Source organism: Yoonia vestfoldensis DSM 16212 (assembly GCF_000382265.1).
Classification (GTDB): Bacteria; Pseudomonadota; Alphaproteobacteria; order Rhodobacterales; family Rhodobacteraceae; genus Yoonia; species Yoonia vestfoldensis.
Genome location: NZ_KB907988.1, coordinates 18,142 through 31,575, shown reverse-complemented (window position 1 = coordinate 31,575; position 13,434 = coordinate 18,142). Strand labels below are relative to the sequence as shown.

General features: G+C 59.1%; 16 protein-coding genes and 1 pseudogene. 9 read left to right on the top strand and 8 right to left on the bottom strand.

Annotated features, from left to right (window positions below):
* Positions 1-174: 174 nt before the first annotated feature.
* The 3 genes from H147_RS0115065 to H147_RS0115055 form a co-directional block, all read right to left on the bottom strand.
* Positions 175-783 carry a DUF1007 family protein gene (locus H147_RS0115065; RefSeq protein WP_245541167.1) on the bottom strand — a complete coding sequence of 203 codons (609 nt, stop codon included), beginning with the start codon at positions 781-783 and terminating at the stop codon, positions 175-177.
* A 141-nt stretch (positions 784-924) separates the two neighbouring features.
* On the bottom strand, positions 925-1,152 hold the full coding sequence (locus H147_RS0115060) for a GTP-binding protein (RefSeq protein WP_019956218.1): 228 nt from the start codon (positions 1,150-1,152) through the stop codon (positions 925-927).
* A gap of 14 nt (positions 1,153-1,166) precedes the next feature.
* Positions 1,167-2,213, bottom strand: a complete 1,047-nt coding sequence (locus tag H147_RS0115055) for a zinc ABC transporter substrate-binding protein (protein ID WP_019956217.1) — start codon at positions 2,211-2,213, stop codon at positions 1,167-1,169.
* Positions 2,214-2,257: 44 nt separating this feature from the next.
* Here H147_RS0115055 and H147_RS0115050 point away from each other — a divergent pair, with 44 nt between their 5' ends.
* From H147_RS0115050 to H147_RS19875, 4 genes are all read left to right on the top strand, one after another.
* Positions 2,258-2,788 carry a Fur family transcriptional regulator gene (locus H147_RS0115050; protein ID WP_019956216.1) on the top strand — a complete coding sequence of 177 codons (531 nt, stop codon included), beginning with the start codon at positions 2,258-2,260 and terminating at the stop codon, positions 2,786-2,788.
* Complete coding sequence (locus tag H147_RS0115045; protein WP_019956215.1) at positions 2,785-3,531, top strand: ATP-binding cassette domain-containing protein; 747 nt, start codon at positions 2,785-2,787, stop codon at positions 3,529-3,531. The genes H147_RS0115050 and H147_RS0115045 overlap by 4 nt, the downstream gene beginning before the upstream one ends.
* Positions 3,531-4,328 (top strand): metal ABC transporter permease, encoded by a 798-nt coding sequence (locus H147_RS0115040; protein ID WP_019956214.1) that lies wholly within the window; start codon positions 3,531-3,533, stop codon positions 4,326-4,328. Before H147_RS0115045 ends, H147_RS0115040 begins: the two co-directional genes overlap by 1 nt.
* A gap of 116 nt (positions 4,329-4,444) precedes the next feature.
* Positions 4,445-4,783, top strand: a complete 339-nt coding sequence (locus tag H147_RS19875; protein ID WP_245541160.1) for a thioredoxin domain-containing protein — start codon at positions 4,445-4,447, stop codon at positions 4,781-4,783.
* A gap of 294 nt (positions 4,784-5,077) precedes the next feature.
* Here H147_RS19875 and H147_RS21385 read toward each other — a convergent pair.
* The 3 genes and pseudogenes from H147_RS21385 to H147_RS0115015 form a co-directional block, all read right to left on the bottom strand.
* Positions 5,078-5,447 (bottom strand): annotated as a pseudogene (locus tag H147_RS21385) (hypothetical protein); the annotation flags it as partial.
* 137 nt (positions 5,448-5,584) lie between these two features.
* Entirely contained in the window at positions 5,585-7,498 is a 1,914-nt protein-coding gene (locus tag H147_RS0115020; RefSeq protein WP_019956210.1) for a phage terminase large subunit family protein, read from the bottom strand.
* A complete protein-coding gene (locus tag H147_RS0115015) occupies positions 7,446-7,985 on the bottom strand; it encodes a hypothetical protein (RefSeq protein WP_019956209.1) in 540 nt (179 codons plus the stop codon). The genes H147_RS0115020 and H147_RS0115015 overlap by 53 nt, the downstream gene beginning before the upstream one ends.
* A 123-nt stretch (positions 7,986-8,108) precedes the next feature.
* Here H147_RS0115015 and H147_RS0115010 point away from each other — a divergent pair, with 123 nt between their 5' ends.
* The 5 genes from H147_RS0115010 (at position 8,109) to H147_RS0114990 (ending at position 9,755) form a co-directional block, all read left to right on the top strand.
* On the top strand, positions 8,109-8,312 hold the full coding sequence (locus H147_RS0115010; protein WP_019956208.1) for a DUF6900 domain-containing protein: 204 nt from the start codon (positions 8,109-8,111) through the stop codon (positions 8,310-8,312).
* Positions 8,313-8,326: 14 nt separating this feature from the next.
* A complete protein-coding gene (locus tag H147_RS0115005; protein ID WP_019956207.1) occupies positions 8,327-8,548 on the top strand; it encodes a hypothetical protein in 222 nt (73 codons plus the stop codon).
* Between the two features lie 9 nt (positions 8,549-8,557).
* Positions 8,558-8,854 (top strand): hypothetical protein, encoded by a 297-nt coding sequence (locus H147_RS0115000; RefSeq protein WP_019956206.1) that lies wholly within the window; start codon positions 8,558-8,560, stop codon positions 8,852-8,854.
* A 102-nt stretch (positions 8,855-8,956) separates the two neighbouring features.
* On the top strand, positions 8,957-9,184 hold the full coding sequence (locus H147_RS0114995) for a hypothetical protein (protein WP_019956205.1): 228 nt from the start codon (positions 8,957-8,959) through the stop codon (positions 9,182-9,184).
* Entirely contained in the window at positions 9,174-9,755 is a 582-nt protein-coding gene (locus H147_RS0114990) for a DUF3489 domain-containing protein (RefSeq protein WP_019956204.1), read from the top strand. Before H147_RS0114995 ends, H147_RS0114990 begins: the two co-directional genes overlap by 11 nt.
* A 55-nt stretch (positions 9,756-9,810) precedes the next feature.
* Here the strand turns inward: H147_RS0114990 and H147_RS0114985 are convergent, their stop codons facing one another.
* Both H147_RS0114985 and H147_RS0114975 read right to left on the bottom strand, forming a co-directional pair.
* A complete protein-coding gene (locus H147_RS0114985) occupies positions 9,811-10,890 on the bottom strand; it encodes an IS4 family transposase (RefSeq protein ID WP_019956203.1) in 1,080 nt (359 codons plus the stop codon).
* 610 nt (positions 10,891-11,500) lie between these two features.
* Positions 11,501-12,760: a site-specific DNA-methyltransferase gene (locus H147_RS0114975; protein WP_019956201.1), complete on the bottom strand. Its 1,260-nt coding sequence runs from the start codon at positions 12,758-12,760 to the stop codon at positions 11,501-11,503.
* Between the last annotated feature and the right edge of the window lie 674 nt (positions 12,761-13,434).

The window sequence follows — 13,434 nt, the reverse complement described above, 5'->3', positions numbered from 1 at the left end:
TCTTGCTCCGGCGTTTCCTTCCGGAACAAGGCAGCAAGTTGCGCCTGCAACGCGGCGGCAGCGGCGTCCGGTTCGAACGGAGCGACTTCGGCTTCGCATGTGCCCGAAAGAGATTGCAAATTTTTCCGATGGCGAACAGCAGGATCGCCGGCAAGATCAACGTGATCGAAACTGCTATGCGCATTCTATGATAATCCTGTCTGCAAATAGCTGACCGACATTGGCGATGTCCGGGGTCTCTTCGCGGCCCAGCATCGCGAGCTTTTGCTGCAACTCGTCGGACTGTTCGCCAGGTGTGTACGGCACAACGGTCGCCTCACAGGCCTCGCTGCCATCAAAGACAGGTTGGTTGGTGATCTTGAAGGCAAAGAAATACGTAGCTTCGTAGAATGCGACCTCGACGGCCTTGCCCACCAGATCTGCCGGTTCTTCCAACTTGCGTAGAAAGGTGAGTTGCAGGCGTCCGTCGACCAGATCGACCGCTAGATCGCTGGGCCATGCCAATTCAATCGCCTGACCGTCGATCGACAGGTGCGCCGAGCCGTCAAAATCGTCCGGCCAGTCACTATACGCTGCGCGGATCGTCTCCCGGTCGGCTTCAGAAAGGCTGCCGTTCGCCTCCGGCTCTATCCCACGGGACGAGAGATCATAGAGCGTTTCGAAATCATCATAGAGCCACGTGACCGACAAAGCATCGAGCGTCTCCGGCCCCGACATGACAAAATTAACCCCGCCGTCGACAAAGACATGCGGATGCGCTTCAGCCGGGACCGCAAGGCCGATGCCAAGCGTCAGGCCAATGGTTGAGCCAAATGGGCGTTTCAGGCGTCTCAGTTCCTTTGTAATATCGCAAAGTTAATAAGCGGCAGCTTTTAAAATGGCAAACCACCTTACTGAAAAGCGGCTAATTGGCGCTTGAGCGTATTAACAGTCTGACTGCATCAGGATCACCTCTTCGCTAACGGCCTTGACCAGATCGTAATCGAAACCTGTATAGCCGAACTCGTTCACGATTGCAGCAATCCTCCCGTTGAATCCGTCGCGCAAAATGGCATTCAGAAGCGAGGTCTTACCCACGCAGACAAATCCGGTCGTCGTGTCACAGGCAGGTGGGAGTCGGGCCGCCAACGCGATATACGCCAACAGCCCCATCGATTCAGCTCTGTTCAGAGGCACTCCGCGAGGTTTGTTGCGAGATTGCGGATAAGTTGGGGATAAAGCGCCGGGCCGGGCTCCAGATCGGAGCCAAGAGGGTCGAGGATACCGGTTCCGGCCTCCGTTCCGTCAAGAACTGTTGCCACAAGACCTGCGTTGAACTGTGGCTCAGCCAGCACGCAATCGATGCCTTCATCAGCAATCCTTGCACGGATTTCGGCAATCCGGGCCGGGCTTGGGTCGGAGGCGTCGCTCACTGAAATGGCACCCGAAGCGGGGAAATCGAAGGCGGATTCAAAATATTGATAGGCGTCGTGAAAGACGATGAACCGTGCGCCACGCACCGGCTCCAACATTGCATTGACTTCGGCGGTCAGGGTGTCGATCTCGGCCCGACCTGCGGCTGCATTTGCGAAATAAGCACCGGCATTGTCCGGATCGGTTGCGGAAAGCTGACCCGCGATCACATTCAGCCAGGTCGCAGCATTCTGCGGTGACAGCCACGCGTGGGGGTCATGTTCGCCGTGGTCGTGGCCCTCATGGCCAGCCTCTTCCCCGGCGTGTTCCTCGCCTTCGTGGTCGTGATGCTCTCCTTCGGCGTGCTCTTCGCCTTCGTGGTCGTCATGCTCACCCTCGGCATGCTCCTCGCCCTCGTGTTCGCCTTCGGCGTGCTCCTCGTGCGCCTCGAACAGCGCGCCTTCCCGGAACTCAAGCTCGATCGTGCCGTCCGCTTCCAGTAGTTCCGTCACGGTCGCGTTTGTCGCCAGTGTCTCTATCGCGTCACCGAGCCACGGGGTCAGATCGGGGCTGACCCAGAAGACAAGATCCGCCTCCTGTAACGCGGTGGCCTCGGAGGGGCGGAGCGAATATTCATGTGGGCTGGCACCGGACTGGACGATCAGGTCGGGTGTCCCGACGCCATCCATGACACGCGCGACCAGCGAATGGACCGGTGCGATGTCAACGGCAACACGGGGCACTTCCGCAAAGGCGGTCCCTCCCATCAGGGCGGCGGTGATCGAAAGGGGAAGCAGCATTCTGGACATCATGTCCTCCATGTGATTGTATAACGTTACATTCCTCATATTGGAAACGTGATAACATGACAAGTGGCTCCTCGAAAGGCCTGGAAGGCACTGCAACTCCGGTGGGGTTCGCGCACCACGACCACGGCACCTGTGTGGCGGATGGGCTGGCGGCTGCCGAGACGCGCTGTGAAAAGAAAAATCTGCGGTTCACGCCAGTGCGCCGCAAGGTTCTGGAGATCCTTTTGCAGGAACACCGGGCGCTCGGCGCATACACGATTCTGGATCGCCTGCGCGACGAAGGTTTTGGATCACAACCACCCGTCGCCTACCGTGCGCTTGATTTTCTTGTGGCTCATGGACTGGCCCACAAGATCGAACGGCTGAATGCCTTCATCGCTTGCGCCCATCCCGGCGAAAACCACGCGCCTGCTTTCATGATTTGTCGCTTATGCGATTCCGTAGCCGAGGCGCACTCGGTTGTGGCCAAGGGTGCATTGGGCACCGCCGCCCGCGCAATCGGATTTCGGATCGAGCGCACCGTGGTCGAAGCGGAAGGGGTCTGTCCGAACTGCGCTGAAAAAGCCCCCGAGAAAGTATCCGTATGAGCCTTGTGCAAGTCGAGAACCTGAGCGTTCGCTATGGCGCGAAGACGGTGTTGTCGCACGTCTCGCTTACGGTTGAACACGGCGAGATCGTTACCATCGTTGGGCCAAATGGGTCGGGCAAGACCAGCCTTCTGCGGTCCATCATCGGCGCGGTGAAGCCGTCGCGCGGTCGGGTGACGCAGAGTTCCGACCTGCGAGTGGGCTATGTGCCGCAGCGTTTGCACATCGACCCAACATTGCCGATGACCGTGGCGCGCTTTTTGGCGCTGCCGGGAGGGGTTTCTGCACCTCACCTTGGCGAAGCACTGGCCCAAGCCGGTGTGCCGGACCTGTCCGGCGCGCAGATGTCGCGGTTGTCCGGCGGGCAGTTCCAGCGGGTGCTGCTGGCGCGCGCGTTGATCGGGAAGCCCCAACTCCTGCTGCTTGACGAGGCGACGCAGGGGCTGGATCAGCCGGGGTCCGCCGCCTTTTACCGCCAGATCGAGACGGTGCGGCGTGACACCGGCTGCGCCGTGCTGATGATCAGCCACGAGCTGCACGTGGTGATGAGCGCGTCGGACAGGGTGATCTGCCTCAACGGCCATGTCTGCTGTGAAGGCACGCCGGAAGTGGTCGCCTCGGCCCCGGAATACCGTGCGCTGTTCGGGTCGGGCACGATGGGGGCGCTGGCGCTGTATCGCCATGATCATGACCACGCGCACGATCATGATCATCACTATGACCATACAGAGGCCGCCGAATAATGCTCGATGATTTCATGATGCGCGCCACGCTTGCCGGGGTCGGTGTCGCCCTTGCAGCGGCTCCTCTGGGCTGTTTCGTCGTCTGGCGTCGCATGGCCTATTTCGGCGATGCGACGGCCCATGCCGCGATCCTAGGCGTTGCCCTGTCGCTGGCCCTGTCGATCTCGGTCTTTGCCGGGGCCATGGTGATTGCGCTTCTGATGGCGCTGACAGTGAACCTGCTCACGGGGCGGGGCTATGCGATGGACACGCTGCTGGGGGTTCTCGCCCATTCCGCATTGGCCTTCGGGCTGGTGGCGGTGTCGTTCCTGTCCGGTATCCGGATCGATCTGATGGCTTATCTCTTTGGCGACATACTTGCCGTGTCGCGCATGGACCTCGCGGTGATTTGGGGGGGTGCTGCCCTTGTGGTGGGACTAATCAGCTGGCGCTGGTCGCCCCTTCTGACTGCAACGCTGAACGAGGATTTGGCCCATGCCAGCGGCATCAATCCAAAACGTGAACAACTCGTTCTGACGCTGGCATTGGCTATTACCGTCGCCGTCGCGATCAAGGTCGTGGGCGTGCTTTTGATCGCCGCGATGCTGATCATCCCCGCCGCCGCCGCAAGACCCCTGAGCCGCACGCCAGAAAGCATGGCTTTGGTGGCGGCAGGCATCGGTTCTGTCTCGGCTTTGGTCGGGCTGCGGGCCGCCTACATATTTGACACGCCAGCAGGACCGTCCATTGTCTGTGTTGCCGCCGTCATCTTTGCCGTACTCAGCATCGCAGGCAGCGTGCGCACATCCACACAATAACCCATTCGCAACTCAACCCCGAACAAGACCTAGCCGGCCCGAAGCTGCATATTTGGTAGTCTTGACGAACGTCACGACTGTCAAATTCCCGATTGTCAGCGACCCGGACAGCCACGGTGGCGCGGCTTTATGACATGATCTACGTACACGAAAGCTCGACGGCGGCGATGCGGTCGGTCTTCATCATCGACCCGGATAAGAATATCCGTCTGTCTATGGCCTGTCCGTTAGATGTGGGGCGCAATCTAGATGAAATCCTGCGGGTAATCGACGCGCTTTACACGGGTGACGCAAAGCATATTGCCACGCCTGCGGACTGGACGCCGGGTGACAAGGTCATGATCCCGCCGTCGATCAAGACCCCCGAAGCGGACAAGCTATTCCCGAAGAGTTTGGACGAAGTGAACAGTAGACCTCAAGGAATAAGGGTTTGTCATGACCGGAACCACAGCTAGGGCCATGTCACTGTCGGAACATCTGCCGATCCCGCCATGTTCATCGGCATAGCGCAGCGTCAAAACCATCCCGCGCAAAAGTGGCGAATGCTCCATGACATCGACATCGGCGTGAAGTTTGAGGGTCGGATCCATGAACAGACGCTAACCAAAGCGACCCATCTGATCAATCCGCAAGGCTTACCAACCCTACGATATATGAAGTCTCCGGGCTGCTAAGCCTTGCTACCGTCAGCGCCTTTGATGACATTTCTGGTTTGCGCAGCCAATGACATTTCTGAATGGCGTTTACAAGGTCACCCAGACGTCGCGCTCTTGCCGCGCCAGGCAAAAAACCAATGTCTCGGCGCACGCCCGATCAACCAGCGTGCCCTTCTTCTGCTGGATCGCCAGCTGACGTTCCTGCGCTTGGTAGACGGTCAGCGCGGTAAGGGCCTTCAGATAGGACGAGTTGTCAGCCTGGACCGCTGAACCCGGCGTCGCTACCGGTGCTGCGCCGTTGCTGGTCCGGATCGATCATCTCGGCGCGTCGCACATCGGACGCGGCCACGTTGATAGAGCCTTCGCCGTAAACTACCAGCCTCCTGGCTTTGCGCGCCTTCTGAATGGCCCCGCGCGAGAGACTGGAATGGGCGGAATACTCGCGCTCTCTCATCCCCTCCATGGCAATTGGCCGTGACCTCAAGATATTGGAATTAAAATAGAATAGGGGTCTTATTCAGTTGATTACACTCGCCCGTCGAGCGACTCTTCGATCAGGAAATCACCCCGGATCCGAGACACGCCCATGACCATCACCCATTACTTCAACGCCGAGGCCGCCCGCCTGCTGCCGCATATGGTGACAGACCTTGCGGTCGACCCTGCGATCACCACGGCGGGTGAGATCGACGAGATCGTCTTTCGCCGCAGCGAATTCCTCGGCGGGATGTAACCGCGCTTGTTGCGCACGGTGACCAGTTGTTCGGCCACCAGCTGTTTCAGCCATTCAGTGTCAAGCCAGTTGGGCAGATGGACGGTGCCGGGCGCATCCAGCACGCCCAGCGCCCGATCTTCGTCCGAGGGCCGTTCTAACCGTAGGAAGCGATAGGTCTCAGTTTTGAAGGTGGCTGTGGCCACCGACCACAACCGCGCACCGCGGCGCAGACGTTTGCCGCCGATGGTGGCGTCGACGAAGGTCGGGCCTGACACTGGCGTGGCGCGGTTGAAGCCTTCGAGGCCCTTGATCGTGGCCACCTGATCGAAGCCCTGTTTCCGCGCCCAAGCGTAAACGGCTGGAGCTTCATACCCGGTGTCGATGGCCAGTTTGCCGATCACCATCACAGCACCATTGGTGCAAGCCCACGTCCGACCCAGCAGGGCGGTCAGTTTGTCCCAGCACGCGGGATCTTCCGGACCACCGGAGATGACGATGTGATCGACCAGCCAGCTTGTCCTGTCCCGGCCCCAAGCCCAGACATCGACTTCAATCCGGTCCTTTTGGACATCGACACCAGCCGTCAGGAACAGGCCACCGACGGGAATCTGCGCCCCACCATAGGCTTCGCGCCGCTCCGCCAGCCGCTGCCATTCCGGTGCATCGCCGCTCTCGACCCAAGTCTCGCCAAGAAGGGTGTTGCGCGCCGCACGCAGCATTTCCTCTGAGCCTTGCGCCGCCAGCCAGTCGCGCCCGATCTGCTGCCAGCTTTTCCAGCCCAGCGGTGAATAGAGCGCCGAGATGTGAAAGCCGATGGAATGCGGATCAGCCGACACAGCCGTCGCGCGCCATTCGCCCTTTTCCAACATCTGCGTCTTGTGATGCTCGGCAATGGGTTTTTCGCACCCCTCGCAATGGTATGCGGCGGTGTCAGGCTGCCCTTTGTCCCAGCGCAGGCGCTCAAACTGCAGCCATTGCATATGGCCACAATGCGGGCAGGGCACGAAGAAGCGGCGCTGATCGCTGGCCTCGTATTCGCGCTCGATCCGGCTGATGCCCCGGATCGTCGGGGTGGAAACCATGAACACCTTGCGAGGATGCGAGAAGGTGGTGGTCCGCGCTTCGGCCAGCGTGACCGGATCGCCTTCTTCGTCCGCCGAGGCTGGATAGGCGTCAACCTCGTCCAGAAAAATATAGCGTGCGGGCATCGACCGCAGGCCAGTTGCCGAGTTCGCCCCAGTCAGCACCAGGATGCCGCCGGGGAATTCCTTGGACAGCATCGAATTGCCCGCGTCGCGCGACCGGGCCGGATTGACCAGCGCACGCAGTACCGGACTTTCCGAGATCAAGGGGTCGAGCCGCCCGCGCGATGTGCGTTTGGCCATTTCCACCGTCGGCAATACTGCCAACATCGGACCCGGCGCATGGTGGATTACGAAGCCGATCCAGTTGTTGCCAGCCTCTGTAGCCCCAACCTGCGCCGCTTTCATGAACGAGATGCGCTGCGCCGGGTGGCGGGGCGACAGGGCATCCATGATTTCGCGCAGATACGGGGTCCGCGACGTGCGGTATTGTCCAGGTTCCGCGCTGGCCCGCGATGACAGTTTGCGGTGCGCATCCGCCCACTCCGACACCGTCAGGTCCGGATCAGGCCGCATTCCACGTCGCCAGTTGCGCAGAATGTCTTCGGCCCCATCAAACCCCAGATCGAGGTCTGCGGTCAGATCATCGCTGGCCGTGCTGTCGTTATCCGAGGCTGACCCGGAGATCGGCGAGGGCTTCGAGGTGCTGTCTGACATGGGTTTCCAGCACCCTCTGCAGGATCGCGGCCTCGATGATCACCGGTGTTCCGGATTGCTTTTCCACTTCCGCCGCCACTTCGGCCGCCATCAATGCCGCCACCCTGCTGGGCCACGTCACCCATGTGTCGCGTTCCTGCCGCGCAAGGCGAAAGACCAGTGCCTCGGCCCGGGCGCGGTCGACCAACGTGCCCTTCTTCTTCTGGATGCCAAGTTGCTTGTCCTGCGCCTGATAGACGGTCAGCGCGGTGCGGGCCTTCAGGTACGAAGAACTGTCGGCGGGGCCGCTGAAACTGCTATCGCCGCTGCCGGTGCTGCGGCGCTGCTGGTCCGGGTCGGTCATGTCGGCTCGGCGCACATCAGACGCGGCGGCGTTGATCGACCCGTCGCTGTAAACCACCAGCCGACTGGCCTTGCGTGCCTTCTGGATCGCCCCGCGCGACAGGCCGGTATGGGCGGAATACTCGCGTTCTGACATACCTTCCATGGCGATTGCATTAACCTCAAGATATTGTAATTAAATGGAAATAATTATCTTATTCAGTTGATTATACTCCGCGATAGAGCGATTCTCTGATCAGGAAATCACCCCCGGATCGGAGACCAGATCATGACCCAAGCGACCAAAACCAAACCCGCACCAGCCGCGCCAGAGGCGCTGATCCTCGACATCGCCACCAGGCACTTCTTCGTCGAGACGCTGGACACCCGAAACCGCGACCGGCTGGATTTCCACGATGTCGCGGTCTGGACCATGCGCGCCGCGCTGAACGAGGCCTATGACGCAGGCCTTGCCGCCGCAGCCAAGCGCTGAAGGAGCACAGGGACATGACCATGGCCACAACCACCATCCGCATCGATATCGACACGCTGCCCGACCATCTCAATCGCAGCCGCCTGAACAGCGTCGCCGCCAGCATTGAAGCAGCGATGACCGAGGCCGGTATCCGGGCGGACTGCTCGGACTTGTTCTCGCACTTGAAGATCGAACTGCCCACTACCCAGCTCGCCGCCGCCAGCGCTGTGCTGGCTGAGCTTCAGCTGATCTGAGGCGGGCAGATGAGCACGCGCGCCCAGATCGCCATCCAGACCGGCCCCGACGAATGGACGCACGTCTACGTCCACTTCGACGGCTACCCCGCCCATATGCTGCCCGCGCTGGCGCGCTGGAAGCCCGAGGACATCCTTGCCGCGCGCGAGATCCGGCAGGTCACGGCCGAGGCGCTGGACTGCTTCAGCCCGCCGCGCGATCCGCGCATGCTGCCGCGTCCGATGCAGGAGTTTGCCCATCTTTACATGTGGATCGACTGCCAGTGGGTGAACGTGGTGCCGAAGGCAGATGCGGCAAGAGTGTAATCAGAAAGCACTGATATTGCTTGGATTTACCTACACTAACCACCCCGCCAGAGCGATGGTGATTACACCAAAACGAAGCAACTCATCCCCGGAGACCAAGCCATGACCACCCGCTGCGCCACCGACAATACCAAAGCCCTCGACGCCTTCATGACCACCAAGTTCCAGATCGACGCAATGCTGGCGCGCTTGACGGCCCTCAGCGACGACCATTTTGAAGCGCACCCCGACGAGATCAACTGGGGCGACGTTGGCTCCCTGAACCACTACGCCAGCCTGCTGCGCCAGATCACCGACAGCGCCTTCAAGGAGGGCGAACATGCCGCTTGATCCCGCCCAACGCCACCAGACCGAACAGGACCCCGCCATGCCGAAACTCACTGAAACCCAGACCATCATCCTCAGTGCCGGTGCCCAGCGCCCCAACAACATCGCCCTGCCGCTGCCCAAGGGGCTGCATGGCGCGGCGGCGAAGATGGCTGTCACCAAGATGATTGCACACGGTTGGCTGCAAGAGGTCGACGCCAACCTGCGCCAGTGTGAACTGCTTTGGCGCGAGACCGGCGATGGTCACGGCACCACGCTGGTGGTGACCGACGCGGGTCTGCTGGCCATCGGGGTTAAGCCGGTCGTGGTCACAACAGCGATGGCTATCCTGAAACAAGCTTCGGTGCCACCGGAAGCGAAGCAAACGACCCAGCGCGCTGGGACGAAGCAGGCCATGCTGATCGAGATGCTTCAGTCGCCCGACGGGGCCACCATTGCCGAAATCGTCGGTGCAACAGGCTGGCTTGCTCACACTGCGAGGGGCGTGATCTCTGGGGTGTTGAAGAAAAAACTGGGGTTGGCGATCACCACGACGAAGGTCGACGTTAGGGGATTGGTGTATCGGAGCAGCTAGTGTCGCGGTGAGCTCAATGTGTCTGTGTTGTCGTTATGTCATTCAACTGATCATACTACACGACTCTCTTGATTTTGGTTGGAATTAGCAACCAAGGAGAGACTGCAGCAATTGGGTCTGATTTGAGCAGTTTTCGGATCTGATCGAAGCCAATTCGAAAGAATGACTTTGCGAAATATCCGTGGTTTTTACGCTTCATTTTTCCAATCCCAATAAGCTTTGTGGCTGTTTTTGATGCCCAGGCAACGGCAAGTGCGACAAGGCCTAAAAGTAGCTCAAGTTTTTTAGAGATGGTCAGTCTGGTGTCTTCAATATTGAAGCCGCGTGTTTTGGTGTCGCCAAAAAGGTTCTCGATAGCCCATCTTTTTTTGTAGGTGGTGAGGGCGTGATGCGCGGGCCGGTTGGAGACTACGATCAAAAGTTCGCCACCTTTGATGCGCTTTCCAGCAAAGGAAAACCACATAGCATCACCTGTTTTATTGCCGCCAAAGCAGGCATCAAAATTGCGCTTACCGCGACAGGTGCGCAGCAAAGTAATCAGACTTTGCGTTTTTCCATCCCGTGCGGTCACAATCTGGTTTGCTTTGACACGGATGACAAAAGGGATGTGGTTTTTATGGAGAAAATCTAGCCAGTGCACGCCAATAAATTCCCGATCTGCGAGCAAAAACTTGATGGTGGATACCTCAAATACGGATAAATAGCGTTGCATCAGGGCAATGCGCTGAGCAGTGTCGCTGTTGCCAGCACGCCCTAAAACGCTCCACATCAACGGAATGCGGTGGCGACGTGTAACAAGAGCCAATACCAAAAAATTGATATGGCGCTGCCCGATCTTCCAGTTTGTGCGATCCAAGCATAAATGCCACGAGGGGCCAGCTCCTATCATTTTGACAATTAAGGGCGCCGCCCAATCTGAGCCAAGCTCGACATGCTGGAAAAAACGTTGCAGGCGGCGATATGTGCTTCCAACCTTGGCATAGGTAGGGAATTCACAGGCGAGATGGCTCAAATTGACTGTTCGGGCATTCACCATTCCCAAAATCAAAAAACACATCGTTTCAAGGCGGCTGTTGCTCAAGGGTAAGTGCGGGGATAACCTCGCCTTGAGGGTCGTCAGGGCTTCGGTGAACATCAGCTGGACCTTGTTTAGCGATAAGAGTCCGTCTGTAAATCATGACCTGGACCCCTAAACCACCCTACTGTCGTGTAGTATGTCAACTGATATGAAATGGTATACCAGAACGCCGGGTCAACGGCGCTGCTTATCTGAAAGTTTTACATATGACACTTTTGAAGTTGGCTGCATATGAGCAGCCGCTCAAGTGGACAGCCCTATTTCTGGGTCTGTGTAGCACAGTTTCCATTGTTCAAGATTGGCAATTGGCGGCTATGATGCTCGGCTTACCATTCTGTTTGATCTGGGTATTCTGCGGCTGGCTCCGGACAGAGCCACAGCTGAAACATATCAATGTAATCTTCTCGGCTCTCTATGTGTACGGGATATTTCGATATTTCTTGATTAACGCCTAACAGAGCCAGAGTCTGCAACGCCCGATCTTCCGTTTGTTTGCTCGGTTTTGTTACTCAATGCTGCGCGAGGGAAAGGCAGCTTGGTCCGCACAGTAGACATCGGCGGTCTTCTACAGATGCGTCAATTTGGGACGACCGTTGCCACTTTCTCCATCGGCATCTCCCATCGCCGCACGGCCATATCTCTATCTGACTCGGCAGCAGAGGCGCATTCATGCCGCCAGCCTCTTGGCCTTCAGGTCGGCGAAGGTCTCGCCACTCTCGGCCAGCACGGCGTTGGCACCGGTGAATCGCTGCCAGCGCTCAATGGCTACATCGACATATGCCGGTTTCAATTCAATCCCGTAGCAGACCCGGCCCGTGGTTTCCGCCGCGATCAGCGTGGTGCCTGATCCCATGAAGGGCTCGTACACGGCCTGACCGGGGCTTGAGTTGTTCAGGATTGGGCGGCGCATGCACTCAACCGGCTTCTGGGTACCGTGCACTGTGGCGGCGTCTTGGTCTTTGCCTGAAATGTGCCACAGCGTAGTCTGCTTGCGGTCGCCCGCCCAATGCCCCTTGCCGGTCTTTCTGACTGCATACCAGCAGGGTTCATGCTGCCAATGGTAGTCGCCCCGACTGAGCACCAGCCGGTCCTTGGCCCAAATAATTTGCGACCGTACGTTGAAGCCAGCCGCCATGAGGCTCTCGGCCACCTCTGCCGCATGCAGCGCGCCGTGCCAAACGTAGCCAACATCGCCCGGGAACAGCAGCCAGGCCTCGCGCCAGTCAGCGCGGTCATCATTCAGCACTTTGCCGGTGCGTTTGGTTTTGGCAGCACCTGCCTGGTTGCGCCAGCTGGGATCGTATTCCACGCCGTAAGGTGGGTCCGTCACCATCAGCTGCGGTTTCACATTGCCCAAGAGACGCCCGACCACATCGGCGGCCGTGCTGTCACCACAGATCAGCCGATGTGATCCCAGCTGCCAAAGGTCGCCCGCGACCGACACCGGCGTGACCGGCGGTTCGGGGATATCATCCTCACCCTCGACCGCACCGCCTTCCACCTGATCCGGATCGCGCAGCAGGGCTTCCAGATCCTCATCAACGATCCCCAGAAGCCCGAGGTCATAATCCACGGCCAGAAGCAGCGCGATCTCGTCGCGCAGTATTGGATCATCCCATTCGCTCAGCTCGGTCAATTTATTGTCGGCGATCCGGTAAGCCCGGCGATCATCCTCGTCGAGGTGGCTGAGCCGGATCACCGGCACATCCTTCAGCCCCAGCATGATGGCCGCCAGCACCCGGCCATGCCCAGCGATCAGCTCGCCGTCGTCGGCCACCATGCAGGGAACGGTCCAGCCGAACTTGGCCATGCTCGCGGCGATCTTGGCGACCTGGTCTGTGCCGTGGATTTTGGCATTGCGGGCATAAGGGCGCAGCCGGTCAATCGGCCACGTCTCAATCTGGCGCGGCGCGAAGACGAGGTCCATAGGGGCAGTTCTCATTTGCGGCAGGGCGGACGTGCCGATGCGTGCGGGCAACATGGCCAGCGACAGGATCGGGGTCCGCGATGTGGGGGAAACGAAAACGCCCGCGACGGGATACCTGCGGGCGCAATTCTTCGATGATCAATAGGTAGGTCAAGGGGGGCAGCTTTGTCAAATGAAAAAATGACTTGGATTCAATGGCTTCTTACAGGGTGGCTTCCGCTGGCTGGCTTCCGGCACGGTGGCTTCCACAAACTGGATTCCCTGGATTCCGAAAAGAATCCAGCACGCCAAGATCGTGATTCCGCAAGCCTTTGATAATGAGTCGCTTTTTCCAAAATCAAGCGGCAGGTGGATTCCGCCTGGATTCCCCGGTGAAAGTGCCTGTCGCTAGCGAAATGCCGCGCTGCGCCCCCCCGCATACGTTTGGGACCGGGAGGAACCATGTGAGGGGGGGCCGTGAAGCTGACTTCCACCGGTGGTCTATGATGTTGCAGAGCGGAACGTCATTCAAGCCTTTCGCTGCAATTGTGAAATCGTCTTCAATCATGGCAGGGGGGCAAGAAAGGTCGCGGCTGGACCGCGAATTTTGAACAGCTATAATACATCGGTGGCCAGCACCGTCAGCGCCTGAAGTTGCGGCTGGACCGCGAATTTTGAACAGCTATAATGCATTG

Bases quoted from the DNA above. Each gene is read 5' to 3' on its own strand.
- H147_RS0115055 (WP_019956217.1), bottom strand. From the start codon at position 2,213: ATGGAGGACATGATGTCCAGAATGCTGCTTCCCCTTTCGATCACCGCC.
- H147_RS0115050 (WP_019956216.1), top strand. From the start codon at position 2,258: ATGACAAGTGGCTCCTCGAAAGGCCTGGAAGGCACTGCAACTCCGGTG.
- H147_RS0114985 (WP_019956203.1), bottom strand. From the start codon at position 10,890: ATGTTCACCGAAGCCCTGACGACCCTCAAGGCGAGGTTATCCCCGCAC.
- H147_RS0115060 (WP_019956218.1), bottom strand. From the start codon at position 1,152: ATGGGGCTGTTGGCGTATATCGCGTTGGCGGCCCGACTCCCACCTGCC.
- H147_RS0115020 (WP_019956210.1), bottom strand. From the start codon at position 7,498: ATGTCAGACAGCACCTCGAAGCCCTCGCCGATCTCCGGGTCAGCCTCG.
- H147_RS0115045 (WP_019956215.1), top strand. From the start codon at position 2,785: ATGAGCCTTGTGCAAGTCGAGAACCTGAGCGTTCGCTATGGCGCGAAG.
- H147_RS0114975 (WP_019956201.1), bottom strand. From the start codon at position 12,760: ATGGACCTCGTCTTCGCGCCGCGCCAGATTGAGACGTGGCCGATTGAC.
- H147_RS0114990 (WP_019956204.1), top strand. From the start codon at position 9,174: ATGCCGCTTGATCCCGCCCAACGCCACCAGACCGAACAGGACCCCGCC.
- H147_RS0115010 (WP_019956208.1), top strand. From the start codon at position 8,109: ATGACCCAAGCGACCAAAACCAAACCCGCACCAGCCGCGCCAGAGGCG.
- H147_RS0114995 (WP_019956205.1), top strand. From the start codon at position 8,957: ATGACCACCCGCTGCGCCACCGACAATACCAAAGCCCTCGACGCCTTC.
- H147_RS0115000 (WP_019956206.1), top strand. From the start codon at position 8,558: ATGAGCACGCGCGCCCAGATCGCCATCCAGACCGGCCCCGACGAATGG.
- H147_RS0115005 (WP_019956207.1), top strand. From the start codon at position 8,327: ATGACCATGGCCACAACCACCATCCGCATCGATATCGACACGCTGCCC.
- H147_RS0115015 (WP_019956209.1), bottom strand. From the start codon at position 7,985: ATGGAAGGTATGTCAGAACGCGAGTATTCCGCCCATACCGGCCTGTCG.
- H147_RS0115040 (WP_019956214.1), top strand. From the start codon at position 3,531: ATGCTCGATGATTTCATGATGCGCGCCACGCTTGCCGGGGTCGGTGTC.